At 58.7% G+C, this 24,193-nt stretch carries 21 protein-coding genes; 9 read left to right on the top strand and 12 right to left on the bottom strand.

All coding sequences use genetic code 11. From position 1 onward, the window contains the following. Positions 1-85: 85 nt before the first annotated feature. Together sodA and AC6I8D_RS00420 are read right to left on the bottom strand one after the other, a co-directional pair. Positions 86-703, bottom strand: coding sequence for a superoxide dismutase [Mn] (gene sodA, locus AC6I8D_RS00425; protein WP_312054836.1), 618 nt, complete (start codon positions 701-703; stop codon positions 86-88). Positions 704-960: 257 nt separating this feature from the next. Next, entirely contained in the window at positions 961-2,301 is a 1,341-nt protein-coding gene (locus AC6I8D_RS00420) for an aspartate aminotransferase family protein (protein ID WP_312759201.1), read from the bottom strand. Between the two features lie 177 nt (positions 2,302-2,478). On the opposite strand from AC6I8D_RS00420, the gene AC6I8D_RS00415 reads away from it, so the two are divergent. Beyond that, the gene (locus AC6I8D_RS00415) at positions 2,479-3,255 is read left to right on the top strand and encodes a DeoR/GlpR family DNA-binding transcription regulator (protein WP_497819504.1); all 777 of its coding nucleotides are present in this window, start codon (positions 2,479-2,481) and stop codon (positions 3,253-3,255) included. On the opposite strand, the gene fdhD is transcribed toward AC6I8D_RS00415, so the two are convergent. Continuing rightward, positions 3,252-4,076: a formate dehydrogenase accessory sulfurtransferase FdhD gene (fdhD, locus tag AC6I8D_RS00410; RefSeq protein ID WP_497819503.1), complete on the bottom strand. Its 825-nt coding sequence runs from the start codon at positions 4,074-4,076 to the stop codon at positions 3,252-3,254. The genes AC6I8D_RS00415 and fdhD overlap by 4 nt on opposite strands. A 396-nt stretch (positions 4,077-4,472) precedes the next feature. Here fdhD and fdnG point away from each other — a divergent pair, with 396 nt between their 5' ends. Genes fdnG through AC6I8D_RS00385 form a run of 5 tightly spaced genes read left to right on the top strand, consistent with a single transcriptional unit; the run spans position 4,473 to position 10,635 of the window. Further along, positions 4,473-7,523: a formate dehydrogenase-N subunit alpha gene (gene fdnG, locus AC6I8D_RS00405; protein ID WP_312054841.1), complete on the top strand. Its 3,051-nt coding sequence runs from the start codon at positions 4,473-4,475 to the stop codon at positions 7,521-7,523. A 12-nt stretch (positions 7,524-7,535) separates the two neighbouring features. Then, on the top strand, positions 7,536-8,441 hold the full coding sequence (fdxH, locus tag AC6I8D_RS00400; protein ID WP_312054842.1) for a formate dehydrogenase subunit beta: 906 nt from the start codon (positions 7,536-7,538) through the stop codon (positions 8,439-8,441). Next, on the top strand, positions 8,438-9,079 hold the full coding sequence (gene fdoI / locus AC6I8D_RS00395; protein ID WP_497819502.1) for a formate dehydrogenase cytochrome b556 subunit: 642 nt from the start codon (positions 8,438-8,440) through the stop codon (positions 9,077-9,079). The genes fdxH and fdoI overlap by 4 nt, the downstream gene beginning before the upstream one ends. After that, positions 9,079-10,005, top strand: a complete 927-nt coding sequence (fdhE, locus tag AC6I8D_RS00390; protein ID WP_312054845.1) for a formate dehydrogenase accessory protein FdhE — start codon at positions 9,079-9,081, stop codon at positions 10,003-10,005. Before fdoI ends, fdhE begins: the two co-directional genes overlap by 1 nt. Positions 10,006-10,023: 18 nt before the next feature. Next, positions 10,024-10,635, top strand: a complete 612-nt coding sequence (locus AC6I8D_RS00385) for a glutathione S-transferase (RefSeq protein ID WP_312054847.1) — start codon at positions 10,024-10,026, stop codon at positions 10,633-10,635. Between the two features lie 76 nt (positions 10,636-10,711). Here the strand turns inward: AC6I8D_RS00385 and glyS are convergent, their stop codons facing one another. Next, the gene (glyS, locus tag AC6I8D_RS00380) at positions 10,712-12,781 is read right to left on the bottom strand and encodes a glycine--tRNA ligase subunit beta (protein WP_312054849.1); all 2,070 of its coding nucleotides are present in this window, start codon (positions 12,779-12,781) and stop codon (positions 10,712-10,714) included. A gap of 9 nt (positions 12,782-12,790) precedes the next feature. After that, the gene (gene glyQ, locus AC6I8D_RS00375; RefSeq protein WP_031375581.1) at positions 12,791-13,702 is read right to left on the bottom strand and encodes a glycine--tRNA ligase subunit alpha; all 912 of its coding nucleotides are present in this window, start codon (positions 13,700-13,702) and stop codon (positions 12,791-12,793) included. A 220-nt stretch (positions 13,703-13,922) separates the two neighbouring features. On the opposite strand from glyQ, the gene AC6I8D_RS00370 reads away from it, so the two are divergent. Further along, positions 13,923-14,918: an acyltransferase gene (locus tag AC6I8D_RS00370; RefSeq protein WP_312054851.1), complete on the top strand. Its 996-nt coding sequence runs from the start codon at positions 13,923-13,925 to the stop codon at positions 14,916-14,918. Here AC6I8D_RS00370 and AC6I8D_RS00365 read toward each other — a convergent pair. Then, positions 14,903-15,835 carry a GlxA family transcriptional regulator gene (locus AC6I8D_RS00365; protein ID WP_312054853.1) on the bottom strand — a complete coding sequence of 311 codons (933 nt, stop codon included), beginning with the start codon at positions 15,833-15,835 and terminating at the stop codon, positions 14,903-14,905. The two genes, AC6I8D_RS00370 and AC6I8D_RS00365, sit on opposite strands and share 16 nt — an antisense overlap. A gap of 13 nt (positions 15,836-15,848) precedes the next feature. Continuing rightward, positions 15,849-16,508 carry a 6-phosphogluconate phosphatase gene (gene yieH / locus AC6I8D_RS00360; protein WP_069728629.1) on the bottom strand — a complete coding sequence of 220 codons (660 nt, stop codon included), beginning with the start codon at positions 16,506-16,508 and terminating at the stop codon, positions 15,849-15,851. Between the two features lie 151 nt (positions 16,509-16,659). On the opposite strand from yieH, the gene AC6I8D_RS00355 reads away from it, so the two are divergent. Beyond that, positions 16,660-17,973 carry an NCS2 family permease gene (locus AC6I8D_RS00355; protein ID WP_497819501.1) on the top strand — a complete coding sequence of 438 codons (1,314 nt, stop codon included), beginning with the start codon at positions 16,660-16,662 and terminating at the stop codon, positions 17,971-17,973. Between the two features lie 49 nt (positions 17,974-18,022). Here AC6I8D_RS00355 and AC6I8D_RS00350 read toward each other — a convergent pair whose 3' ends face one another. Together AC6I8D_RS00350 and AC6I8D_RS00345 are read right to left on the bottom strand one after the other, a co-directional pair. Continuing rightward, entirely contained in the window at positions 18,023-18,799 is a 777-nt protein-coding gene (locus AC6I8D_RS00350; protein ID WP_031375586.1) for a hydroxypyruvate isomerase family protein, read from the bottom strand. Positions 18,800-18,851: 52 nt separating this feature from the next. Then, positions 18,852-20,171, bottom strand: a complete 1,320-nt coding sequence (locus AC6I8D_RS00345) for an MFS transporter (RefSeq protein WP_046289492.1) — start codon at positions 20,169-20,171, stop codon at positions 18,852-18,854. A gap of 335 nt (positions 20,172-20,506) precedes the next feature. On the opposite strand from AC6I8D_RS00345, the gene AC6I8D_RS00340 reads away from it, so the two are divergent. Further along, positions 20,507-21,418 (top strand): sugar phosphate isomerase/epimerase family protein, encoded by a 912-nt coding sequence (locus AC6I8D_RS00340; protein WP_031375186.1) that lies wholly within the window; start codon positions 20,507-20,509, stop codon positions 21,416-21,418. Positions 21,419-21,461: 43 nt separating this feature from the next. On the opposite strand, the gene AC6I8D_RS00335 is transcribed toward AC6I8D_RS00340, so the two are convergent. The 3 genes from AC6I8D_RS00335 to AC6I8D_RS00325 all read right to left on the bottom strand — a co-directional run bounded on the left by AC6I8D_RS00335 (position 21,462) and on the right by AC6I8D_RS00325 (position 24,172). Then, the gene (locus AC6I8D_RS00335) at positions 21,462-22,322 is read right to left on the bottom strand and encodes a sugar phosphate isomerase/epimerase family protein (protein ID WP_312054863.1); all 861 of its coding nucleotides are present in this window, start codon (positions 22,320-22,322) and stop codon (positions 21,462-21,464) included. A 320-nt stretch (positions 22,323-22,642) separates the two neighbouring features. After that, entirely contained in the window at positions 22,643-23,392 is a 750-nt protein-coding gene (locus AC6I8D_RS00330) for a 4'-phosphopantetheinyl transferase family protein (RefSeq protein ID WP_312054865.1), read from the bottom strand. Between the two features lie 189 nt (positions 23,393-23,581). Continuing rightward, positions 23,582-24,172 carry a malonic semialdehyde reductase gene (locus tag AC6I8D_RS00325; RefSeq protein ID WP_312054867.1) on the bottom strand — a complete coding sequence of 197 codons (591 nt, stop codon included), beginning with the start codon at positions 24,170-24,172 and terminating at the stop codon, positions 23,582-23,584. Positions 24,173-24,193 lie beyond the last annotated feature (21 nt).

Below are 24,193 nucleotides of genomic sequence, written 5' to 3'. Positions count from 1 at the left end.
ATTAAGCCTGGCGGGAATTAAGGCGAAAAAAAACCGGCGGAACGCGTCCACCGGTTTATTATCATCACGTTAACGCAAAGATGGCTTACTGAGCAGCAGCAAAGCGCGCTGCAGCTTCGTCCCAGTTAACCACGTTCCAGAACGCTTTGATGTAGTCAGGACGCTTGTTCTGATACTTCAGGTAGTAAGCGTGTTCCCACACATCCAGACCGAGGATTGGGTAGCCAGAAACGCCGGCGATCGCTTCGCCCATCAGCGGGTTATCCTGGTTAGCGGTAGAAACGACCGCCAGTTTGTCGCCTTTTTTAACCAGCCACGCCCAGCCAGAACCGAAACGGGTTGCTGCGGCTTTCTCGAACTCTTCCTGGAATTTTTCCACGCTGCCGAAATCTTTTTCGATGGCGGCTTTCAGGTCGCCCTGCAGGGTGGTGCCGGTTTTCAGGCCTTTCCAGAACAGGCTGTGGTTAGCGTGACCGCCAGCGTTGTTGCGCAGTGGGCCTTTTTTGTCTGCTGGCAGCTGATCCAGTTTGGTAATCAGCTCGTCGACCGGCAGATTGGCAAATTCAGTGCCTTCCAGCGCCGCGTTCGCGTTGTTGACATAGGTCTGGTGATGTTTAGTGTGATGGATTTCCATCGTCTGCTTGTCGAAATGCGGTTCCAGTGCGTCGTATGCGTAAGGCAGGGATGGCAGTGAATAACTCATGTTCTTCCTCTCCATTTAGTATTTGAGCAGCACGACGAATTCGGGACGTGCCGCGTAAGCAGTCGAATCATTATAGTTAAATTCATGTAGCGTAAAAGGGTAATCAATGCCCTATTAACCATAAGGATTTGAGCAATCCGGCAAAAGCAACCCGTTGTTTTTACAGACTGCCGCCCAGCATGACGCTTTTCAGGCGGCTTTGCACTTGCTTCTGCGCGAGGTGGCGGCAGCCTCAGCGCCTCTCTGGCTGGCGGGGATCAGCGACCCAGCTCGCGCAGCGCGCTGTCGAGCGCGCCAACCAGCCAGTCGATGTCGCCCTGCTGAAACGCCAACGGCGGACGCAGTTTCAGCACATTCCCATACGGGCCGGCGACCGATGTCAGCACCCGATGCTCACGCAGTTTCTCAATCAGGTCCAGCGCCAGCGCTTTGTCAGGCGTTTTGCTGTCACGATCGGTGACCAGCTCAAAGCCAATAAACAGCCCGGCTCCGCGCACATCGCCCACACAGTCGTAGCGATCCATCAGGCTGCGCAGTTCGGCCAGCAGCTTCGCCCCGACCACGCGGCTATGCTCCTGCAAACCCTCTTCAGTGATCACGTTCAGCACCGCCTGCGCTGCCGCCATCGCTACCGGGTTACCGCCAAAGGTATTGAAGTAAGGAATTGAGTCGCTGAAGGCTGCCAGCACCTCACTTTTGGCCAGCAGGCCCGAAACCGGAATGCCATTGCCCATCGGTTTTCCGGTGGTGATGATATCCGGCACCACATCGTGACGACCAAAACCCCAGAAGGCGTCGCCGGTACGGCCAAAGCCCGGCTGCACTTCATCGGCGATGAAAATGCCGCCGTTAGCATGCACCACCTCCACGGCGCGTTTCAGGAAACCACGCGGATCGGGCAGTACGCCGTCGGATGAGAAAATCGAATCCGCCAGAAAACCGGCAAATTTAATGCCGTGCGCAGCCATATCATCAATCTGCTGCTGAATCTGAGCGGCGAACCATTCGCCCAGATCGGGCGCATCAACCCGATATGCATCGGGCGGCATCACCAGCCGGGTGGTCGGGGCCAGCGGCTGCCCGCTACCGAGCGCCGGTGAAGCGCCGGAGGTCAGCTCACTGGTGCCGTGATACGCCTCTTTACTGACGATAATGCCGCTGCCGCCGCTAAAGGCGCGCGCCACGCGAATCGCCAGATCGTTTGCCTCGGAGCCGGTACACATGTACATAGCGCGATCGATTGCCGCGGGCGTGGTGGCCAGCAACGCTTCGCTGTAATCGAGGATATTTTCATGCAGATAACGGGTGTGGGTGTTCAGCATTTTCATCTGCTGCGTCACCGCCTCAATCACCGCCGGATGGCAATGACCGATACTCGCCACGTTGTTATAGACGTCAAGATACTTGTCGCCGGCTGCGTCCCACAGATATTGCCCTTCACCGCGCACCAGATGCACCGGCTTACGATAGAACAGGCGATAGGATTCGCCGAGCACTTTGCTGCGTTTTTCGGTCATTTTACGGGTGTCGCTATCCAGCGCATCCGCATGTTCGGCCCGAAAACTGTTGGTATCCATAATAGTGGAACGCGTGGCCATGGTAACTCCCGTTGCGAGGTGAAGTGGTTGAGACTGATAACCCATCATGCCTGCCTGCGCTAAAAATGCAACCAAATACACAAATACAACCAAATACACATGACGGCATCCGGGCGCTAAGGTAAGCTTAGTCACTGATTCAGCCGTCTTTCGCACTGCGCTTATAAGGAACCGACCATGCTGCAGGAAACGCGTCTTCAGCGCATTCGTGCTCTGCTGACCACCTTAAATCAGGTCAGCACCGATCGCATCATCAGGGAGCTGGGGGTGTCACGTGAAACCGCACGCCGCGACATTATTGAGCTGGAAGCGCTGGGGCAGGCACGCCGCGTCCACGGAGGCCTGGTAGCGATTGAGTCGCCGCCGGAGCCGCCGCTGACGGTACGCCGTGCCGCGCAGGCCAGAGAAAAACGCGCCATTGCCCGGGCAGCCGCCCAGTTATTGCAGCCGGGACAGACGCTGTTTATTGATGCAGGCAGCACCACCACCCTGTTAGCCGGGGAGCTGCGCGCGCTCTCCGGCCTGACCATCCTCACCAACAGTCTGCAGGCTGCGCTGGCACTCAGCGCCGGCGAGGAGCATGACGTGCTGGGTAACGAGATTATTTTATTGGGCGGAACTCTGTCAGCCGGCGCGCAGCAGACGCGCGGCGAAATTACCGTCGGAGAGATCGTGCGTTATCGCGCTGATGTTGCGCTGTTGTCGCCGGTCGGCATTGATGCCAGTCGCGGTGCCACCAGTTTTCATCCGCACGAAGCGGCGATTGCCCGGGCGATGGTGCAGCAGTCCGCCACCACCGTTTTACTGGCTGATCACAGCAAACTGGGCGTGGTCAGCCGCACGGTGTACGCGCCACCGCAGGCGATTAGCACGCTGATTACCGATGGCGGCGGTGAGGTTTCCTCGGCGCTGGCCGCCTTACAGCAGGCGCTGCCGCAGGTGATGGTGGTTTAAATCAGGCGCTGCGGATGGCTGTAAACGGTCGCGCGTCCCGGCTTGCTGAAGCCGACCAGCGTCAGGTTGCATCGCTCAGCGACCTCAACCGCCAGCCGCGTCGCCGCCGAAACCGCAAACAGGATTTCGACGCCGCACATCGCCGATTTCTGCACCATTTCATAGCTGGCGCGGCTGGATACCAGTACCGCGCCATCGCCCCAGCCTGACTGCCTGCGGTAGCCCAGCAGCTTATCCAGCGCCACATGACGGCCGACATCTTCACAGCCGCCCGCCAGCTGGCCATCCGGCTGGATCCACGCAGCGGCGTGGGTACAACCGGTTTTCTGCCCGACCGGCTGGTAATCTTTCAGCTGGCCCAGCGCCCGATCCAGCTGTGCCAGAGCAAAGGTCTGGGTAAACGGTAAGGGCGACAGCGGTTTGCCAATCTGATCCAACTGTTCCACGCCACAGACGCCGCAGCCAGTGCGACCGGCCATCGCCCGACGCTGCGCTTTCAGCGCCATAAAACGGCGGCTGGAGAGTTCAATCTGCACCTCAATGCCGTTACATCCCGGCACCACATCCATCCCGAAAATGTCTTCCGGCGCGTCGATAATCCCCTCCGACAGCGAGAAACCCAGCGCAAACGCCTCCAGATCTTTTGGCGTCGTCATCATCACCACGTGGGAAATACCGTTGTAGACCAGCGCCACCGGGACTTCTTCCGCCAGCCAGTCAGGCTGCGCCACCGCAAGGTCAGCGCGTTGCCACACCTGGGCCTCGCTGAGGCCGGGCTGAATTGTTAAATCTTCGTCGGAGGTGTGCGGAATAACGTTCAAAGAGTACGACCTGTTGTTAACAAAAATATGAAAGAGAACTGACCGCGCTGCTGCACAAAAACAGCACCACTGCGGCTAATTTTGCCCTCTGGCAGAGAGCAGCGCAAATAAACCACGGGGCAATTGATGCGGTTCCGATTGCACAGATTGCGCCCGCTGGCGGTCGAATGAGAATGATTATTTCTCGCGCGTTAACCGCGGTCAGCCTCCGGCTGCGATCGTCGTTGTCTGCTACCCATAACGGGGGAGTAACAGGACTTTTTTGTCAGAGAAATTTTAACACTATGTAAAAAATGGATTACTAATGACTAACCTGTTGACCCGGGTCAATTTACATACAGGGAGGGCTGCTATTTTGCATTGATTCGCAATGGAGTTAATTAAGAAGAATAATCAATGCAAGTAAGCAGACGGAGTTTTTTCAAAATTTGTGCCGGCGGTCTGGCTGGCACCAGCGCAGCATTATTAGGCTTTGCCCCGGTAAATGCCCTGGCAGGCGTCAGAGAATATAAGCTGATTCGCGCCAGAGAAACGCGCAATAACTGCACCTACTGTTCGGTTGGCTGCGGCATGCTGATCTACAGCCTGGGTGACGGTGCGAAAAATGCCAGCGCCTCGATTTACCATATCGAAGGCGATCCCGATCATCCGGTCAGTCGCGGCTCACTCTGTCCAAAAGGGGCCGGCGTGCTCGACTTTATCCACAGTGAGCAGCGGCTGAAATACCCGGAATACCGCGCGCCAGGCAGCGATAAATGGCAGCGCATCAGCTGGCAGGAGGCGTTTGAGCGCATCGCCCGGCTGATGAAGCAGGATCGCGACGCCCATTTCCAGACCAGCAACGCCGACGGACTGACGGTTAACCGCTGGCCAACCACCGCGATGCTCTGTTCATCCGCCGCCAGCAACGAGACCGGCCTGCTCGACCAAAAATTTGCGCGCGCGCTCGGCATCGTGGCGCTGGAGAATCAGGCGCGGCTCTGTCACGGCCCCACCGTGGCCGCACTGGCACCGAGCTTTGGGCGCGGCGCAATGACCAATCACTGGAACGACATCAAAAACGCCAATGTGGTGCTGATCATGGGCGGCAATCCGGCCGAGGCGCATCCGGTCGGGTTTAAATGGGTGATTGAAGCCAAAATTCACAACCAGGCCCAGGTGATTGTGGTCGACCCACGCTTTAACCGCTCTGCCGCGGTCGCCGATCTCTACGCCCCGCTACGCGCCGGCAGCGACGTGGTGTTCCTGATGGGGGTGATCAACTATCTGCTGCAGCATGACCACATTCAGCACCAGTATGTGCGTGCCTTCACCAACGCCGCGCTGATTGTTGATGAGGGCTACAGCTTCAGCGACGGTCTGTTCAGCGGCTACGATACCGCATCACGCCATTACGATCGTCAGAGCTGGCGCTATGCGCTCGACGAAAACGGCCATGCGCAACGCGATGAGAGCTTTAGCCATCCGCGCTGCGTGCTCAACCTGCTCAGGGCTCACGCCAGCCGCTATACGCCGGAAATGGTGGCGCGCCTGTGCGGTACGCCGCAGGAGAGCTTCCTCAGCATATGCCAGCAGCTGGCCGCCACCAGCGTGCCCAATCGCACTGCCACTATCCTGTATGCGCTCGGCTGGACCCATCACACCAACGGTTCGCAGATTATCCGCACCGCCGCCATGATCCAGCTGCTGCTCGGCAATATTGGTATGCCCGGTGGCGGCATCAATGCGCTGCGCGGCCACTCCAACGTGCAGGGCTTTACCGATCTTGGCCTGCTGGCACAAAGCCTGCCGGGCTATCTGCCGCTGCCGTCAGAGAAAATGCCCACCCTGGCGAGCTATCTGCAGCAGGCGACGCCTGCGGCCCCGCTGCCGGGCCAGGTTAATTACTGGCAGAACAGTGACAAATTTTTCGTCAGCCTGATGAAGAGCTTTTATGGCGATAACGCCACCGCGGAGAATCAATGGGGTTACCACTGGCTGCCGAAGTGGGACAAAAGCTACGACTGCATGGCGCAGGCGGAGATGATGGAGCAGGGCGAGCTGAACGGCTGCCTGATTCAGGGCTTTAACCTGCTGGCGGCCTTCCCGGATAAAAATAAAGCCTGTCGCGCCCTGTCGCGCCTGAAATATATGGTGGTGATCGACCCGCTCAGCACTGAAACCGCCAGCTTCTGGCAGCATCATGATGAGTTCAATGACGTCGATCCAGCTGATATTCAGACCGAGGTGTTCCGCCTGCCCTCCTCCTGTTTCGCTGAGGAAGCGGGTTCAGTCGCGAACTCCTCGCGCTGGCTGCAGTGGCACTGGGCCGCCGCCGAGCCGCCGGCTGAAGCGCTGCACGACGGCAAAATTCTCGGCAATCTGTTTTTGCGTCTGCGCGATCTTTATCGTCAGGAGGGCGGCACCGCCCCCGAGCCGCTGATGGCCATGCGCTGGGATTACCACGACCCTGCCAACCCGTCGCCGGAAGAGGTGGCGCAGGAGAGCAATGGCCGGGCGCTGGCTGACATTTATGATAACAGCGGCACGCTGCTGCTGAAGAAAGGCCAGCAGCTTAACGGCTTCTCGGAACTGCGTAATGACGGTACCACCGCCAGTGCCTGCTGGATCTACGCGGGCAGCTGGACCCCACAGGGCAACCAGATGGCGCGGCGCGATAACGCCGATCCTTCCGGCCTGGGGGCCATCTCCGGCTGGGCCTGGTCCTGGCCCGCTAACCGGCGCATTCTCTACAACCGCGCCTCTGCCGATGCCGACGGCAAAGCCTGGGACCCGCATCGCCGCCTGATTGAATGGGATGGCGCACGCTGGCACGGCATTGATGTACCGGATTATCCGCTGACCCTGTCGCCACAGCAGCAGGCCGGACCGTTTATCATGCAGCCCGATGGTCTCGGCCATCTGTTTGCGCTCGACAAACTGGCTGATGGCCCGTTCCCGGAACACTACGAACCGATGGAAAGCCCGCTGGCGGACAATCCACTGCATCCGCAGCAGCGGCACAGTCCGGTGGTGCGATTGTTCCGCAACGATGCGGCCCGACTGGGCGAAGCGGCTGACTTCCCGTGCGTGGCGACCACCTACTCGATTACCGAACTGTTCCGCCACTGGACCAAACACGCCCTGCTGAACGCCATTGCGCAGCCGGAGCAGTTTGTCGAGATCGGCACCGAACTGGCCGCAGAGAAAGGAATACGCGCTGGCGACAGCGTCAGGGTGACCTCACGTCGTGGCTATATCAAAGCCAAAGCGGTGGTAACGCGCCGCCTGCCACGTCTGATGATCGACGGCAAGCCGGTCGATACCGTGGGCATTCCCTGTCACTGGGGCTTCGAAGGCACCACGCGCAAAGGCTTTCTCGCCAATACGCTGACCCCTTCAGTTGGCGATGCCAACTCACAGACCCCGGAATACAAGGGATTTTTAGTGAACGTGGAAAAAGCGTAACGGTGGATGACGATGGCTTACCAATCACAAGATATTATTCGTCGCTCAGCGACCAATGGATTCACCCCGCCGCCGCAGGCGCGCGATCATCAGCGCCAGGTCGCTAAATTAATCGACGTCACCGTCTGCATTGGCTGTAAAGGCTGCCAGGTGGCCTGCTCAGAGTGGAACGACATCCGCGCTGAGGTTGGGCATAACGTGGGGATTTATGACAACCCCACCGATTTAAGTGCTAAAGCCTGGACGGTGATGCGCTTCTCCGAAGTGGAGGAGGACGGCAAGCTGGCGTGGCTGATTCGCAAAGATGGCTGTATGCACTGCGCCGATCCCGGCTGCCTGAAAGCCTGTCCGTCGGCGGGTGCCATTATTCAGTACGCCAACGGCATCGTCGATTTCCAGTCAGAGCAGTGTATCGGCTGCGGCTACTGTATCGCCGGCTGCCCGTTCAACGTGCCCCGGCTGAATAAAGAGGATAACCGCGTCTACAAATGCACCCTGTGTGTCGATCGCGTCAGCGTCGGCCAGGAGCCGGCGTGCGTTAAAACCTGCCCGACCGGTGCCATTCATTTTGGCAGCAAAAGCGACATGCTGACGCTGGCCGCTGAACGCGTGGCTGAACTTAAAACACGCGGTTACGCCCAGGCCGGGGTGTATAACCCGGCTGGCGTTGGCGGCACCCACGTGATGTATGTCCTGCATGACGCCAGTCAGCCACAGCGCTACCACGGTTTACCGGCCGATCCGCACATCAGCCCGACCGTCACCTTCTGGAAAGGCATCTGGAAACCGGTGGCCGCCGTCGGTTTTGCCGCCACTTTCGCCGCCTCGCTGTTCCACTATGTCGGCGTTGGCCCGAACCGGGTCGCCGAACACCACAACGATGACGACGACGATCAGTCGCAGGAGCGCAAATCATGAAAACTTCCGATCGCCTGGTGCGTTATCGCCCGGCAGAACGCATTAATCACTGGATTGTCGCCGTATGCTTTGTGCTGGTGTCGCTGAGCGGGTTAGGCTTTTTCTTCCCCTCCTTCAACTGGCTGATGCTGATATTCGGCACGCCACAGCTGGCGCGCATTCTGCATCCGTTTGTGGGTGTGGTGATGTTTGCCGCCTTTATGCTGATGTTTTTACGCTACTGGCGGCATAATCTGGTCAATCGCGACGACCTCTACTGGGCAAGAAATATTCACCGTATCGCGCTGAATGAAGAGGTCGGTGATACCGGAAAATATAACTTTGGTCAGAAGTGTGTGTTCTGGGCTGCTATCATCTGCTTAGTCGTGCTGCTGGGCAGTGGCATTGTGATCTGGCGTCCTTACTTCGCCGGTGCATTCACTATTCCGCTGATTAGACTGGCACTGGTGGTGCATTCGGTTTCCGCCACGGCGCTGATTTTGATGATCATGGTGCATGTTTATGCCGCGCTGTGGATCAAAGGCACCCTGACGGCGATGGTAGAGGGCTGGGTCAGTTCCGACTGGGCCAGACAGCATCATCCGCGCTGGTACCGTGAGCAGCGTAATCAGCCTCTTAAACAGGAAAAACGCCCCTGATGAGTATTCGCATTATCCCGCAAGATCAGCTGGAGAAGAGCGAAAAAACGACGGCGGAGATGATTCCGCCGTTACTTTTTCCACGGCTGAAAAACCTGTACAGCCGTCGGGCTGCGCGACTGCGCGACCTGGCGGCTAAAAATCCACTGGGCGACTATCTGCGTTTTGCCGCGGTGATCGCCGAAGCGCAGGAAATCGTGCTGTATGATCATCCGCTGCATATGGATCTGCAGGCGCGGCTGGTTCAGAGCGCCAGTGAGGGCAAGCCGCCGCTGAATATCCATACGCTGCCGCGCGATACCCACTGGCACCGATTGCTGCACTCGCTGATCGCCGAACTGAAGCCCGAAATGAGCGGCCAGGCGCTGGCGGTGCTGGAAAACCTGGAGAAAGCCTCGGCGACTGAGCTGGAAACGCTGGCCAGCGCGCTGTTTGCCGGCGAATATGCGCAGGTCAGCAGCGACAAGGCGCCGTTTATCTGGGCGGCGCTGGCGCTTTACTGGGCGCAGATGGCCGCGATGATCCCGGGCAAAGCGCGCGCCGAAATGGGCGACCAGCGTCAGTTTTGTCCGGTCTGCGCCAGTATGCCGGTCGCCAGTGTGGTGCATATGGGTAGCCATGATGGCGCACGTTATCTGCATTGCAACCTGTGCGAGAGCGAGTGGTACGTGGTGCGCAGTAAATGCACCCAGTGCGAACAGACCCGCGATCTGCACTACTGGTCGCTCGACAGTGAGCACGCGGCGGTGAAAGCGGAGAGCTGCGGCGACTGCGGCACCTATCTGAAGATGCTGTATCAGGAAAAAGACCCGGCTATCGAACCGGTCGCCGACGATCTGGCGTCGCTGGTGCTGGATGCCCGGATGGAGCAGGAAGGCTTTGCCCGCAGCAGCCTTAACCCGTTTATGTTTCCTGGCGAATCGTAGCTAACCTGGAGAAACCCGATGAAACTGATTGGCAGCTATACCAGCCCGTTTGTGCGTAAGATTTCGGTCATCATGCTGGAAAAAGGCATTATCTTTGAGTTCGTTAACGCATCGCCCTACAGCGATGACAGTCACGTTCCGCACTACAATCCGCTGGGAAAAGTCCCGGCGCTGGTGGCTGACGATCAGCAAATCTGGTTCGATTCCAGCATCATTGCTGAGTTTCTGGAGCTGCGCGGCGATGCGCCCGCCCTGCTGCCTGCCGATCCCCATCAGTCTCTGCAGATTCGCCAGCTGGAGAAACTGGCGGATGGCGTCAGCGACGCTGCGCTGGTGATCGTGCGTGAGCAGATGCGGCCAGGCGCTCAGCAGTCGGAAGAGGTGTTGCTGCGTAACCGGGAAAAAATCCAGCGCAGTCTTGATATGCTGGAAAGCATCGCCACCGAGGGGAAATGGCTCAATAACGGCCAGCTCAACCTGGCCGATATCGCCACCGGCTGCATGATCGGCTACCTCAATTTCCGGCGGGTGGTCCCGAACTGGTGCGTGGAGCGGCCAGCACTGGTGAAACTGGCGGAAACGCTGTTTCAGCGTGAGAGTTTTGCCCGGACAACGCCGCCTGCGGCGTAACAGGCCGGCGCGGTGCGCCGCCACGGCCATAAAAAAAGGGACGATAGCTCGTCCCTTTTCCGCACAACAAATAGCATTATTGCAGCAGCGAGATATCCGCCACCTGCAGGAACAGCTCACGCAGTTTCGCCAGCAGCGTCAGGCGGTTAACCCGCACCGCCGGATCGTCAGCGTTAACCATTACTTTATCGAAGAAGTTATCCACGGCTTCACGCAGTTGCGCCAGTTCGATCAGCGCATCCTGGTAGCGTCCTTCCGCAAAGTACGGCTGCAGCTTGCTGCTCAGCGCGGTAACAAACGTCGCCAGCTGGATCTCTTCATTCTCTTTCAGCAGTGACGCCTGCACGCTGTCATTCAGCGTTTCGGTCGATTTTGCCAGAATGTTAGAGACGCGCTTGTTGGCGGCGGCCAGCGCAGCGGCTTCATTCAGCGTACGGAAGTGCGATACCGCTTTCATGCGGGCATCGAAGTCAGCCGGACGGGTCGGACGACGCGCCAGCACCGCCTGCAGCGTATCAATGCTGTGACCTTCTTCCTGATACCAGGCGCGGAAGCGACCCAGCATAAAGTCGATCACATCATCCACTACGCTGGCGTTGCTCAGCTTGCTGCCATACAGACGCACCGCTTCTTCGGTCAGGGTTTGCAGATCAAGCGGCAGATTTTTCTCGACGATGATGCGCAATACACCGAGTGCGGCACGACGCAGGGCAAACGGATCTTTGTCGCCTTTTGGATGCTGACCAATGCCAAAAATGCCGGCCAGCGTATCCATTTTGTCGGCGATCGCCAGCGCACAGGCAACCGGGCTGGAAGGCAAATCGTCACCGGCAAAGCGCGGCTGATACTGCTCATTCAGCGCAACGGCCACATCTTCGGCTTCGCCATCGTGACGGGCATAGTGCATCCCCATCACGCCCTGGGTGTCGGTGAACTCGAACACCATGTTGGTCATCAGGTCACACTTCGACAGCAGGCCCGCGCGGGTCGCATGATTAACATCAGCGCCAATCTGACCGGCAATCCAGCCGGCCAGCGCCTGGATGCGATCGGTTTTGTCACGCAGCGTGCCCAGCTCTTTCTGGAACAGCACCGTTTCCAGCCGCGGCAGATGATCTTCCAGACGCTTTTTACGGTCGGTATTGAAGAAGAATTCCGCATCGGCCAGACGCGGACGCACCACTTTCTCGTTACCCGAGATAATCTGGCGCGGATCGCTGGATTCGATATTGGTGACGAAAATGAAGTTCGGCAGCAGGTTGCCATTATCGTCATATACCGGGAAATATTTCTGATCGCCTTTCATGGTGTAGACCAGCGCTTCAGCCGGCACCTTAAGGAATTTCTCTTCAAAGGTGGCGGTCAGTACCACCGGCCACTCCACCAGCGAGGTCACTTCTTCCAGCAGGCTGTCGCTGAGATCGGCATTACCGCCCAGACGACGGGCGGCGGCTTCAGCATCGGCCTTGATCATCGCTTTACGGGTCTGGTAGTCGGCGATCACCTTGCCGCGTTTTTCCAGCACGTCCGGGTACTGATCGGCGTTGTCGAGAGTAATGTCATGCTCGCCCATGAAGCGGTGGCCACGAATGGTGCGCGCAGAGTCCACGCCCAGAATGGTAGCGGGAATCAGCTCATCGCCCAGCAGCAGCGTCACGGTGTGAACCGGACGAACGAACTGTACGTCGCTGTCGCCCCAGCGCATCAGTTTTGGCACCGGCAGTTTGCTCAGCGCGGTGGCGATCATCGCCGGCAGCAAAGCCTGGGCCGCTTCGCCCTTAACCTGAGCGCGATAGACCAGCCACTCGCCTTTGTCGGTGCTCAGACGTTCAGCCTGATCAACGGTGATGCCGTTACCCCGTGCCCAGCCCTCTGCGGCTTTGGTGGCGTTACCGTCGGCGTCAAACGCTGCGCTGACCGCCGGGCCGCGCTTTTCCACTTCCCGATCGGGTTGTGAGGCGCTCAGGTTCGCCACTTTCAGCGCCAGACGGCGCGGTGCGGCAAACCAGCTGACGTCGCCGTGGTTCAGATTGGCGGCATCAAGTTCCGCAGTGACCTGCGCGGCAAAGGCTTCCGCCAGGCTGCGCAGGGCTTTTGGTGGCAGCTCTTCGGTGCCGATCTCCACCAGGAAGGTTTTCTCAGTCATGGCTGCCTCTTACTTTTTGTTATTGCACATCGGGAAGCCCAGTGCCTCGCGAGAGGCGTAGTAAGCTTCAGCCACGGCTTTCGTCAGGGTGCGGATACGCAGAATATAGCGCTGACGCTCGGTGACCGAGATCGCCTTACGCGCATCCAGCAGGTTGAAGCTGTGTGCGGCTTTCAGAATGCGTTCATAGGCGGGCAACGGCAGCGGTTTTTCCAGCGCCAGCAGGTGCTGCGCCTCTTTCTCGTACTGCTCGAAGCAGGTAAAGAGGAAATCCACGTCGGCGTATTCGAAGTTATAGGTGGATTGCTCCACTTCGTTCTGATGGAACACGTCGCCGTAGGTGGTTTTACCCAGCGGACCGTCGCTCCACACCAGATCGTAGACGCTGTCGACGCCCTGGATATACATCGCCAGACGTTCGAGACCGTAAGTGATTTCACCGGTCACCGGTTTACACTCCAGGCCGCCCACCTGCTGGAAGTAAGTGAACTGCGTCACTTCCATGCCGTTGAGCCACACTTCCCAGCCCAGTCCCCAGGCACCCAGCGTTGGGTTTTCCCAGTTATCTTCCACGAAGCGAATATCATGCACCGTCGGGTCCATACCCAGCTCTTTCAGCGACCCGAGATACAGCTCCTGAATGTTGTCCGGTGACGGTTTGATGATCACCTGAAACTGGTAATAGTGCTGTAAGCGGTTCGGGTTTTCACCGTAGCGACCATCGGTCGGACGGCGTGACGGCTGCACGTAAGCTGCGGCGATCGGCTCCGGGCCGAGTGCGCGCAGGCAGGTCATTGGGTGCGAAGTGCCAGCGCCTACTTCCATGTCCAGCGGTTGAACAATGGTGCAGCCCTGACGTGCCCAGTAATCCTGCAAGGTCAGGATCAGGCCCTGAAAGGTCTTGGTATCAAACTTTTGCATGTTGAATTTGCACGCGATTGGCTAGATGAAAAAAGAGTGCGACAGTATACCCTTTGACCGCGCGATGTGCAGCCGGAAATCCTGTACGGTTGCGGCGCGGTTTGGTTGTCGCGTCCTTTTGCCGCCATACAGAGGGCTCCGAATCCTGCCGGCAAAGGTTGTTGCCACCGCCGCGCCTGGCTACCCTTCTCCGCACGGACGTTATGCGCAAGAGGACGCCATGCCGCAGAAGATTTACTGGATCGATAATTTACGCGCGGTTGCCTGCCTGATGGTGATCGTGATCCACACCACGACCTGGTATATCACCGGGCCGATGGCGGTCACCGGCACTTCATGGGATGTCGCCAATCTGCTGAACTCCGCCTCGCGGGTTTGCGTACCGCTGTTTTTCATGATCTCCGGCTACCTGTTTTTTGGCGAACGCAGCGCCCAGCCGCGTCATATGATCCGGCTGGTGCTGTGTCTGCTGTTCTACAGCGCGGTGTCACTGGCGTATATCACCTGGCTGACGCCGATCAGTGAAGGCCGATCGATCCTGAAAATGCTGCAAAAACCGGTGTTTTATCACCTATGGTTTTTCTTCGCGCTGATCGGTATCTATCTGATGTCGCCGCTGATTCAGGTGAAATCGGTCCAGGCGCGCTATGTGGCGCTGCTGGTGCTGGTGCTGGCGGTGCTGGCCAATCCGAACACCGTCAGTCAGTCGCTGGGGCCGTTTCACTTCCTGCCGGTCAATCTCTATGTCAGCGGCGACAGCATTTATTACCTGCTGTATGCGCTGTTAGGGCGGGCTATCGGCACCATGGAGACGGAAAAACGCGGGCTGACGCCCGTTGCCAGCGGGGTGTTTATCGCCTGTGTGATTGGCATTGCGCTCGGGACAAAACAGGCGTTACGGGACAACGGCGCGTTTAACGACACCTGGTACCTCTACTGCGGACCGCTGGTGTTTATCGCGGCGATCAGCTTACTGCTGGTGTTTAAAAATGCCCTTAACCAGCGCGCGCTACCGGGTTTATCGCTGATTGCGCGCTACTCTCTGCCGATCTACGGTTTTCACGCGCTGTTTATCCACTATCTGCGTACCCATCACTACGACGATATGTCGCGTCCGTGGTTCGATCTGCCGTGGGTATTCGGGGTGACGCTGGGCGGCAGCCTGCTGCTGGCGATAGTGCTTAAACGCGTTGATAAACGTCACTTCGTCAGCTGATCGGCGTCACGCTGACAGGCACGACGCAGCTGGCGTGCCGAAGAGAACCCGGCCGCCAGCGCCGCTTTCTCGGCTGATTTACCCTGCTGCTGATGCTGGCGCGCAATGCTGACCCGCAGCTGTTCATGGTATTCGCGCACGCTGATGCCCAGATGCTGGCGGAACAGCCGCGCCAGATGGCGACTGCTGACGTGCGCCCGCGCCGCCAGCTCGGTCAGCGACCAGCTGTGTTCGGGATGGGCAATCATCGCATCCTGCGCCCGATGAACCGCCGGATGCAGATGGTTACGGTAACGCAGCCAGGGTGAAAGCTGCGGATCGTCACCGGCGCGGCGGAACCACACCACCATTTCACGCGCTACCGCCAGCGCGGTCGGCGTATCACACAGCTGATTAATCAGATGCAGTGCCAGATCGATGCCCGCCGTAATGCCGGCGCTGGTCCAGATATTGTCATGCCCGACAAACACCCGATTTTCCTGTACCCGAGCCTGCGGCGCAGCCGCTTTCAGCCGATCGATGACTTCGTGATGGGTGGTGCAGCGAACGCCATCCAGCAACCCCGCCTGCGCGGCCAGCAGCGCACCGGAACAGACGCAGACCAGCATCAGGGCCTGTGAACGCAGCGCTGCCTGCTGCTGCTTCAGCCACTGGCGCGCCTGTTGCGCTTCGGGCATGGCATAACAGATCTGCGAGTCATAAACACCAGGCACCACCAGCAGGCTGTCGGCCGGCAACGCTGCCGGTAACGGCTCAATCCCGCCGATGGTCATCCCGGTGGAGCAGATCACCTGCGGTTGCGGTCCGATGTAGCGCAGCACAAAGCGATCGCCCACCAGCTTAAGCGCCTCCGCCGGGCCCGTCAGATCGAGCGCCATCACCCCGGGCAGGGTTAAAAACCAGACGGTCTGTTTCATCGGCTGGCCTGGGTTACACCAGATCCCAGCCGCGGGCGCGCCACAGCGCGGGCAGGTCCGCCATGTTGTCGAACCGCGTGACCAGCGGATGATCCAGTTCCGGATTATGCGCATCGGCGCAGTAGTAGAACACCGGAATACCGGCGGCAATGCCGGCCCGCGCGCCCGCTTCAGAATCATCCACCAGAATGCAGCGCTCAATCGCAACCTGCATCTGCTCGGCAGCGTGGTACATCAGCTCCGGATCGGGCTTCCAGTGCAGAATGTCATAACCGCTGTAGAGGTGATCCGCAAACAGCGGCAGCATGCCGGTTAAGCCCAGCGAGTGCTGCATCTTCTTCACCGTTCCGTTCGATACTACGCACATCGGCACTTTTATCTGCTCAACCAGCGCTTTGGCACCGTCGATCGGCTGCAGGTGCTGATCAAATAACTGCGCCACCTCGGCACGATAGGCGGTTTCCACCTCTTCCATCGGCAACGATTGCTGATGCGCCTCACCGACGTCGCGAATGATGTCGTACAGTTTGACGCCTTTATACTGCTCAAACATCTGCTGCAACGACAGGTCGATGCCATAGCGGGCGAAAGTATTGACGTAGGCCTGGGTGCAGAGCAGTTCGCTGTCCACCAGCGTGCCATCACAATCGAAAAAGACGCATTCTACTGACATCAGACTCTATCCTTTGATTTTGTGGGAGTCCCTCACTCTACCGTACTGAGCGCAGATTGCGAGAGTGGCAATCGGTTGCGAAAAATCATTGTATTGGCCTGGTAAAATCGCCAGGATACGCGCCGATGATTTTTTCTTCTGGATGGATGGCATGAGCAAGCAAGGCCTTTTGCAGCGCATCTTCAAGCTGCAGGAACATGGCACCACGGTGCGCACCGAAGTGATCGCGGGTATGACCACCTTTCTCACCATGGTCTACATCGTCTTTGTGAACCCGCAGATCCTCGGCGTGGCCGGTATGGATACCCAGGCGGTGTTTGTCACCACCTGCCTGATTGCCGCCTTCGGCAGTATTCTGATGGGACTGTTTGCCAATCTGCCGGTCGCACTGGCCCCGGCAATGGGGCTGAATGCCTTTTTCGCCTTTGTGGTGGTCGGCGCAATGGGCTATTCGTGGCAGGTCGGTATGGGGGCGATCTTCTGGGGCGCTGTCGGTCTGCTGATCCTGACACTGCTGCGGGTGCGTTACTGGATGATTGCCAATATCCCGCTTAGCCTGCGCGTCGGCATTACCGCCGGAATTGGCCTGTTTATCGCCATGATGGGGCTGAAAAATGCCGGCATCATCGTGCCAAATCCCGATACGCTGGTGGCGGTGGGCAACCTGACCTCGCACAGCGTACTGCTGGGCGCGCTCGGCTTCTTTATCATCGCTATTCTGGCGTCACGTAATATCCATGCCGCCGTATTGATTTCGATGGTGGTGACCACGGCGATTGGCTGGATGCTGGGCGACGTGAAGTTCGTTGGCCTGTTTTCCGCCCCGCCCGCCATCAGTTCAGTGGTCGGCCAGGTCGATATCAAAGGCGCCTTCAACATCGGCATGGCGGGTGTGATCTTCTCCTTTATGCTGGTCAATCTGTTCGACTCGTCGGGCACGCTGATCGGCGTCACCGATAAAGCCGGGCTGACCGATGAAACCGGCACCTTCCCACGCATGCAGCAGGCGCTGTACGTTGACAGCATCAGTTCGGTCAGTGGCGCGCTGGCAGGCACCTCCTCGGTCACCGCCTACATTGAAAGTAGCTCGGGCGTGGCGATTGGTGGCCGCACCGGACTGATGGCGGTGGTAACCGGCCTGCTGTTTTTGCTGGTGATGTTCCTGTCACCGCTGGCGGCGATGGTGCCAGGCTACGCCGCCGCCGGGGCGCTGATTTATGTCGGCGTACTGATGACCGCCAGCCTGTCGCGCGTGCGCTGGGATGATTTGACCGAATCGGTTCCCGCCTTTGTCACCGCCGCGATGATGCCGTTCAGCTTCTCAATCACTGAAGGCATTGCGCTGGGCTTTATCGCTTACTGCGTGATGAAGTTCGGCACCGGCCGCTGGCGTGAAATCAGCCCTTGCGTGGTGATTGTCGCGCTGATGTTCGTGCTGAAGATTGTGTTTATCGACGCTCACTAAACGCTGCGATAACCGCATCAGGCCGCTCCCGTCAGGGTAGCGGCCTTTTTTATTTCAACACCCCGAGCTGACGCAGGTGGGCAAAGCTGGCATCCGTTGCGCCCTGTGGATGAAACTCAAGGCTGACCCAGCCGGGATAGTTGAGATTATCCAGCAGGGTAAACAGCCGCTCGAAATCGACCTCGCCGCTGCCGGGCTGATGACGGCCAGGCACGTCCGCAATCTGGATATGTGCAATACGGTCAATAAAGGCGGGCAGCACCTGATAGGGATCTTCACCGGCACGCAGTGAATGCCAGAGATCGTACTGCACCGCCAGGTTGTCGCTGTCGATCTGGTCAAACAGCCGCACTGCCTGCTCCACCCCGGAGATCACCGCGCCGGGTACGTCGCCGTGATTGATCGGCTCCAGCACCAGCTGAATGTCGTGCGCCTTGAGCGCGCTGGCGGCCAGAGCAAAGTTTTCGCGCAGGGTTGGCAGCGGATCGCCCTGACCGGCGGCCGGTCCTGACGGACAGTTAATGCGCGGCGGTTTCAGCTGCTGACCATAGCTCACCGCCTGATCGATAGCCCGGCGGAACTCGTCACGCCGCGCCGGTTGCGCCGCGAATCCGCGGTCACCTGCATCCCAGTCACCCAGCGGCATGTTAAACAGCACCAGCTGCTGCTGGTTGCGATCCAGCGCCTGCTGGATATCGGCGCTCTCCAGCCCATAGGGGAAGAAAAATTCAACCGCCTCAAATCCGGCCTCAGCGGCGCGGTCGAAGCGTTCATAAAACGGATATTCGGTATAGAGCATGGTCAGATTAGCGGCGAAACGAAGCATATTCTCTCCTGTTAAGATGTCGCCCGGCAGCCTCGCCGCCAGGCGAGTGCGGTTAGCTGACTTGAGTGCTGCCGGCCGGCAGCGGCGCGGTCGGCGGCGCAAAACGGATAAACAGCGTGCCAATTACATAAAGCGCGGCGCACAGGGTAAAGAAGGTCAGTACGCCGCCGTATCCGCCGGTGAGTTGCAGGATCAGACCGGCGAGAATCGGCACCAGAATGCCGCCCACGCTGCCGGCCATATTCATAAAGCCGCCGACCAGCCCAGCGCGCGCCGGATGGGCGATCAGCGCCGGGATACTCCAGTAGATACTGCCGCCGCCGGTCAGGAAGAAGGAGGCAACTGACAGCATCGCCACGGCGGTAATCGGATTCGCCACGTCCGGCAACGCAAAGAAGATCAGCAGCGTAACGCCGCCCGACAGCGCAATCAGGCTTTTCACCACCGTGCCGTGCTGATAGCCGCGCTTCACCAGCGCATCGACGGCGAATCCGGCCCCCAGTGATCCGGCAGCACCCAGCATAAAAATCACAAAGGTGGCATTACCGATGGAGCGCAAATCGAAGCCGCGTGCCTGCGCCAGATAGCTGGGTCCCCATGTCATCAGGCCAAAGTAGATCATCGCCCAGGTGGCCCGGCCAAACATCAGGCCACACAGCGACCGCCAGTCAACGCCCGGACCGGCGGGCGGCGGCGCATCCGGCGCCACACCGTCGTCACGGCCCTGCCGTATCAGCGCCATTTCGGCGGCGTTAACCCGAGGGTCCTCTTCCGGGCGATCGCGCAGCTTGTACCACGCCAGTAGCGCCAGCGACATGCTGAACAGACCGGCGAGGATAAACGCCAGCCGCCACGAGTCGAGCATGTCGATCAGGTAGGCGATGATCAGTCCGCCAAACGCCACACCCAGCGGGCTGCCGCAATCCATGATGGCCGCGCCGCGTCCACGTTCCGATTTGGGCATCCAGCTGGCATTCATTTTGCCGCCAGAGGGCGAAATCGGCGTTTCCGCCACGCCCAGCGCGATGCGGGCAAAGATTAGCGACAGTCCACCGGTTGCCAGCGCCAGTCCAATCTGGCTGAGGCCCCACAGTATGCTGGAGAAGGTCAGCACCTTACGCGGGCCAAAGCGATCCAGCGCCCAGCCGCCTGGCACCTGTAACAGCGCATAGGACCAGAAAAAACTGCTGAGAATCAGCCCCTGCATGGCAGGCGACAGATGGAACTCATCCTTGATGAACGGAATACCGATTGAGAGCGTGATACGGTCCATCAGGTTGACCGCCAGCAGGAAAAACAGCACGGCGAAAATGCGCCAGCGAACCCGGGTAGGCTGGGACGCGGCATCGGAATCAGGGTGTAACGCTTGCATAACTTTCTCCCGCTTGTCAGTGGCGATGCCGGGTAAATCCCGGACACTGAACATATGTTCATTAACATATCTTATGTTTAGACATTAAAGCGGATCCTGTGAGAAAAGATTTGCGGCAGCTCACACTTCAGTAAATGCAGCGAAAATGGGCTATAGCAACGCAATAAATTGAATAATGGCTGCCAATGATTAATAACAGTGACTAATTAACGGTGCCTGGAAAGTTGGCTCGATGTCTGAAGTGTGAAGTTAAGCGCATTTTTAACAGCATCACTGCACTTCCCCCTATGAACATATGTTTTACTTAGTAACTTATGAATGAATCAGGAGGCAGGATGAAACAGACCATGCTGGTGCCTTCAGCTCATATTGCTGAGCTGTTCTTTCCGGATATGCAGGATGAAAGCAGAGTCGTCGACATTGCTGATCACCTCAGTCAGCAGCCATTTTATCGTTTCATTGAAACCGGCATGGTGCTGCAACCGGCGCAGGCCCGGCGACTGCGGGATATCAGCGAAACGAAACAGGTGAAGCTGACACAGTGGATGACCTTTGTGCTGAATCAGCAGGGGCTGAACCTCAGCAGTCCTGACCGGATTCAGCGTAAACGCAGCATGAAACGGGCCTGTGAACTAGTGCATCGCGCCGCCGAATGTGGCGCAACGCGGATTGCCTTTGTCAGCGGCAGCGATCCCGGCGCGGCACAGCGTGAAGCGGCAAAAAGCGCGCTCGGCGAGACGCTGGAACAGATCGGCGAGGTGATGAGTCAATACCCGCAGATGATCATGCAGCTGGAGCCGCTGGACCGCTTCGCCCATAAATGCCAGCTCATCGGCCCCACCGACGAAACCCTGCGCTGGATGCAGCAGCTGCGTCGGACCTGCCCACGGCTCTATCTCGCCTGGGACAGCGCGCATGTGGCGCTCAATCAGGAAGATCCTGTCGAGGCTCTGCGTCTGTGGGGAGCGCTGGTGTCACAGCTGCATCTGGCTAACGCCATCCTTGATCCGCACGATCCGGGCTATGGCGATCACCATATGCGTTTTGGCGCGCCCGGTTTCCTGACGCCCGCTGTGGCGACGGCTATCGTGGCAGCAGCCCGGCAGCTGCCGAACGATCCGCGATTAGATGAACGCAGTATTGCGGTGGAGATGCGCACCACGCCCGATGACGATCGCTGGCAAATCGAGCAGGCGTGCCGGGAATTTCTGCAGCAGGCACTCGCCGGGACCGGAGAGATGGCATGACACTGCCGGTACGTCGCGTGCGTACCGGCTGAGGGCCCATCCGTTAGTGGTCTGCAGCCAGCCGGTAGCCCAGCATTTTTTCCAGCGCCAGCCGCGAACGAATTAACACCTCAAGGCTGATGGCCGGATCAACCGGCTGGTCAGCCCGCTGCGGCCAGCTATCGGGCTGGCGATGCATCCGCAGGGGGATCTCCAGGCTGGCCGGAATCTCATTTTCCGCCAGCGCCTGAAGCAGCGGCGCATAATTCAGTTCACCCTCTCCAATCGGCGGGAAATGATATTCCCCGTTCTGTCGCATCACGTCTTTAATGTGGCAATGCCGGGCGCCAGGCAGCATTGTCAGTGCCTCAGCGATAGGATCCTGCTGTGGACAGAGCGACACCATGTTGCCGGGATCAAGGTTAAATGCCACCGCCGGATGGCTGACCGCTTCCAGCAGCGCGAAGCCATCCTCAGCCACCGCAAAGGCGTCATAATCCGGATCGCCTCCATTTTCGATACACAGAATGCAGCCAGCATCTTCGGCAATCGGCGCCATCTGCCGCAGGTTTGCAATTAACGCCGCGCGATTATCGCGTCGGGCAGTGCAGGCATTGAGATAACGGGCACCAATCAGCCGGGCGAACCCCACCCGCTGCCGGAATTGTTCCACCGCATCCGGCGCGGCCAGGTTAATGGTGCAGCCAAGCGCGTGCATTTTCAGGCCGGTCCGCTGTTTAAGATCGTTGATGCGGGCAGCATTCTCCTGACCAAACAGGGCCGGGTCGAGCTGGCCAACATAACCCTGGTTATAGGCCAGCTCAATGTAAGCGAACCCCGCCGCACGCACGGTCTGGAAGGCGACTTCCGGCGGATGTCCATCGAACATGGCGCTATTCACACCCAGTTTCATTTTTTCCATCATCGTCTCCTTAAGACGTTAGCTATAACGCCAGCTTCAGCGCTTTTCATCCCGAATCTGACAAAAGTTCATTCCTTAAACTTATGTTCAAAGATATAGAGAAAAGCACGCCAGAGTGAAGTGATGACGGTCACAAAAAGAGGCATAACCCGGATCGACAGTCAGAGTTGCGGCCAGGCTCACAGCGTGCAAAAAGGGAGATGGCGCAACAGGATTCCGATCGGGCTTCCAGTCAGAGCCAACGCAGCGGACGTGATTGAACAAATGATTTAACAATGCGCTTATGAACGAAGAGTCAGGCGATCGCCAACGGCAGCTATCCGTCAGATTTCGGGGTGCACGCTGCGTTCATTGGGCAGGCTGGTCAGCCGCAGGGTGCGGGGACCGATATTCGGTTTACTCATTTCTACTTCACGTAAGGCGAACCACTGATGGGCGTTATCCATCTCCCACAGATGCAGCCGCTGGGTTGCGGGCGAGAGCGCGCAGGACCAGACCAGCATCGGTTCAGCGTCGCACACCACCTGGATATCGGGATAGAGCGAGGAGCGCAGACGGCCTGCGCCCGGCAGCAGCCGCAGCGAATCGAGCCCCGCTTCGCGCTCACCGGTCAGTTTGAGCAGGCTCTGGCGCAGCGTCCAGATTTGCGTCACCGCTTCCATAAAATCCTGCTGAGCATTGATCCAGGCGATCTCCCCGGAGGTTAATCCCTGCATCAACTGCTCCTGAGTCTGGCGACTGCGTGCCCGCACGATCTCCATGTCCAGTCCGGCGCGGCCGCCCTCTTCGGCCAGCAGTACGCCGACCGTATTGCCAGCATAAGCGATGCTGAAATCAGGCAAATCGTGGTCAGCAAAAGCGGGACGTCCGTGGCAATCGGTGGTCAGGCGCGGCAGCGTATTAATGCCATAAACCCGCAGCATCAGCTGGGCCAGCAGCGTGCGCGCGGCAAGAAAACGCCCACGACGCTTATCAGCAAACAGCTGTGCCGTATCAATAATATGCTGGGGAATGCGCATATCTTGTGCAGAGAAGTCGGGGTTACCGGTCCAGCGTACAAAATGACCAGCCATCTGTCGCTCCGTGAAAATGGTCAGATAATCATCAGCTGCATTGTAAGAATTTTCTTAACTTAATGCACCCGGCACAACACAGAATGAACCAAATTAGGAATAGGACGAGCGTTCTGGATAGATTTGCGGCGGTCAGCATTCAGCCGGGTCAGAATATGCGTCGCGACGGATATCGCGACGCGAGCGGCATCAGGCGAACCGGCACGCCTGTTCAAAACTGAGGCGCGGCAGACGCGGATGCAGTTTTGACGCCTCGCCATAGCCGAGGTTAATCAGCAGGTTAACCTGATACTGACCATCAGCAAAGAACGCCTCATTCACCTTCACCGGATCGAAGCCGGACATCGGGCCGGCATCCAGTCCCAGCGAGCGGGCCGCCAGGATCAGGTACCCGGCCTGCAGGCTACTGTTACGAAAAGCGGTCTCTTTCGCCGCTTCCGGGCTGCCGGTAAACCAGCTGCGGGCATCGGCATGCGGGAACAGCGCAGGCAGCTGCTCATAAAATTCGCGGTCCCAGGCGACGATCACCGTGACGGGCGCACTCATGGTTTTTTCGAGATTGCCGGAAGAGAGCGCCGGTTTCAGCTTCTCTTTACCTTCCGCTGAGGTGACGAAAACAAAGCGGGCCGGCGAGCAGTTAGCCGAGGTCGGACCCAGTGCGGTTAAGCTATACAGCTGTTCCAGCAGAGCGCTGTCGACCGGCTTCGCCTGCCAGTAACTGTGGGTGCGGGCGTCGGTAAACAGCGTGTTCAGTGCGGCAGTGTCGAGCGGTGTACTCATGCAACTCTCCTGTTTCAGGCG

Source organism: Pantoea sp. X-Soil-MYKO-1785, assembly GCF_059730675.1.
The sequence above is the reverse complement of the archived record's forward strand: the minus strand, read 5'-3'. Positions and strand labels throughout refer to the sequence as shown.

Excerpts from the sequence above, each read along its gene's own strand:
- AC6I8D_RS00325 (WP_312054867.1), bottom strand. The coding sequence starts at position 24,172 with ATGAGTACACCGCTCGACACTGCCGCACTGAACACGCTGTTTACCGAC.
- AC6I8D_RS00365 (WP_312054853.1), bottom strand. The coding sequence starts at position 15,835 with ATGAAACAGACCGTCTGGTTTTTAACCCTGCCCGGGGTGATGGCGCTC.
- fdxH (WP_312054842.1), top strand. The coding sequence starts at position 7,536 with ATGGCTTACCAATCACAAGATATTATTCGTCGCTCAGCGACCAATGGA.
- AC6I8D_RS00335 (WP_312054863.1), bottom strand. The coding sequence starts at position 22,322 with ATGATGGAAAAAATGAAACTGGGTGTGAATAGCGCCATGTTCGATGGA.
- AC6I8D_RS00355 (WP_497819501.1), top strand. The coding sequence starts at position 16,660 with ATGAGCAAGCAAGGCCTTTTGCAGCGCATCTTCAAGCTGCAGGAACAT.
- AC6I8D_RS00340 (WP_031375186.1), top strand. The coding sequence starts at position 20,507 with ATGAAACAGACCATGCTGGTGCCTTCAGCTCATATTGCTGAGCTGTTC.
- fdnG (WP_312054841.1), top strand. The coding sequence starts at position 4,473 with ATGCAAGTAAGCAGACGGAGTTTTTTCAAAATTTGTGCCGGCGGTCTG.
- AC6I8D_RS00330 (WP_312054865.1), bottom strand. The coding sequence starts at position 23,392 with ATGGCTGGTCATTTTGTACGCTGGACCGGTAACCCCGACTTCTCTGCA.
- fdhE (WP_312054845.1), top strand. The coding sequence starts at position 9,079 with ATGAGTATTCGCATTATCCCGCAAGATCAGCTGGAGAAGAGCGAAAAA.
- glyQ (WP_031375581.1), bottom strand. The coding sequence starts at position 13,702 with ATGCAAAAGTTTGATACCAAGACCTTTCAGGGCCTGATCCTGACCTTG.
- yieH (WP_069728629.1), bottom strand. The coding sequence starts at position 16,508 with ATGTCAGTAGAATGCGTCTTTTTCGATTGTGATGGCACGCTGGTGGAC.
- glyS (WP_312054849.1), bottom strand. The coding sequence starts at position 12,781 with ATGACTGAGAAAACCTTCCTGGTGGAGATCGGCACCGAAGAGCTGCCA.
- AC6I8D_RS00420 (WP_312759201.1), bottom strand. The coding sequence starts at position 2,301 with ATGGCCACGCGTTCCACTATTATGGATACCAACAGTTTTCGGGCCGAA.
- AC6I8D_RS00385 (WP_312054847.1), top strand. The coding sequence starts at position 10,024 with ATGAAACTGATTGGCAGCTATACCAGCCCGTTTGTGCGTAAGATTTCG.
- AC6I8D_RS00345 (WP_046289492.1), bottom strand. The coding sequence starts at position 20,171 with ATGCAAGCGTTACACCCTGATTCCGATGCCGCGTCCCAGCCTACCCGG.
- AC6I8D_RS00350 (WP_031375586.1), bottom strand. The coding sequence starts at position 18,799 with ATGCTTCGTTTCGCCGCTAATCTGACCATGCTCTATACCGAATATCCG.
- AC6I8D_RS00415 (WP_497819504.1), top strand. The coding sequence starts at position 2,479 with ATGCTGCAGGAAACGCGTCTTCAGCGCATTCGTGCTCTGCTGACCACC.
- fdoI (WP_497819502.1), top strand. The coding sequence starts at position 8,438 with ATGAAAACTTCCGATCGCCTGGTGCGTTATCGCCCGGCAGAACGCATT.
- AC6I8D_RS00370 (WP_312054851.1), top strand. The coding sequence starts at position 13,923 with ATGCCGCAGAAGATTTACTGGATCGATAATTTACGCGCGGTTGCCTGC.
- sodA (WP_312054836.1), bottom strand. The coding sequence starts at position 703 with ATGAGTTATTCACTGCCATCCCTGCCTTACGCATACGACGCACTGGAA.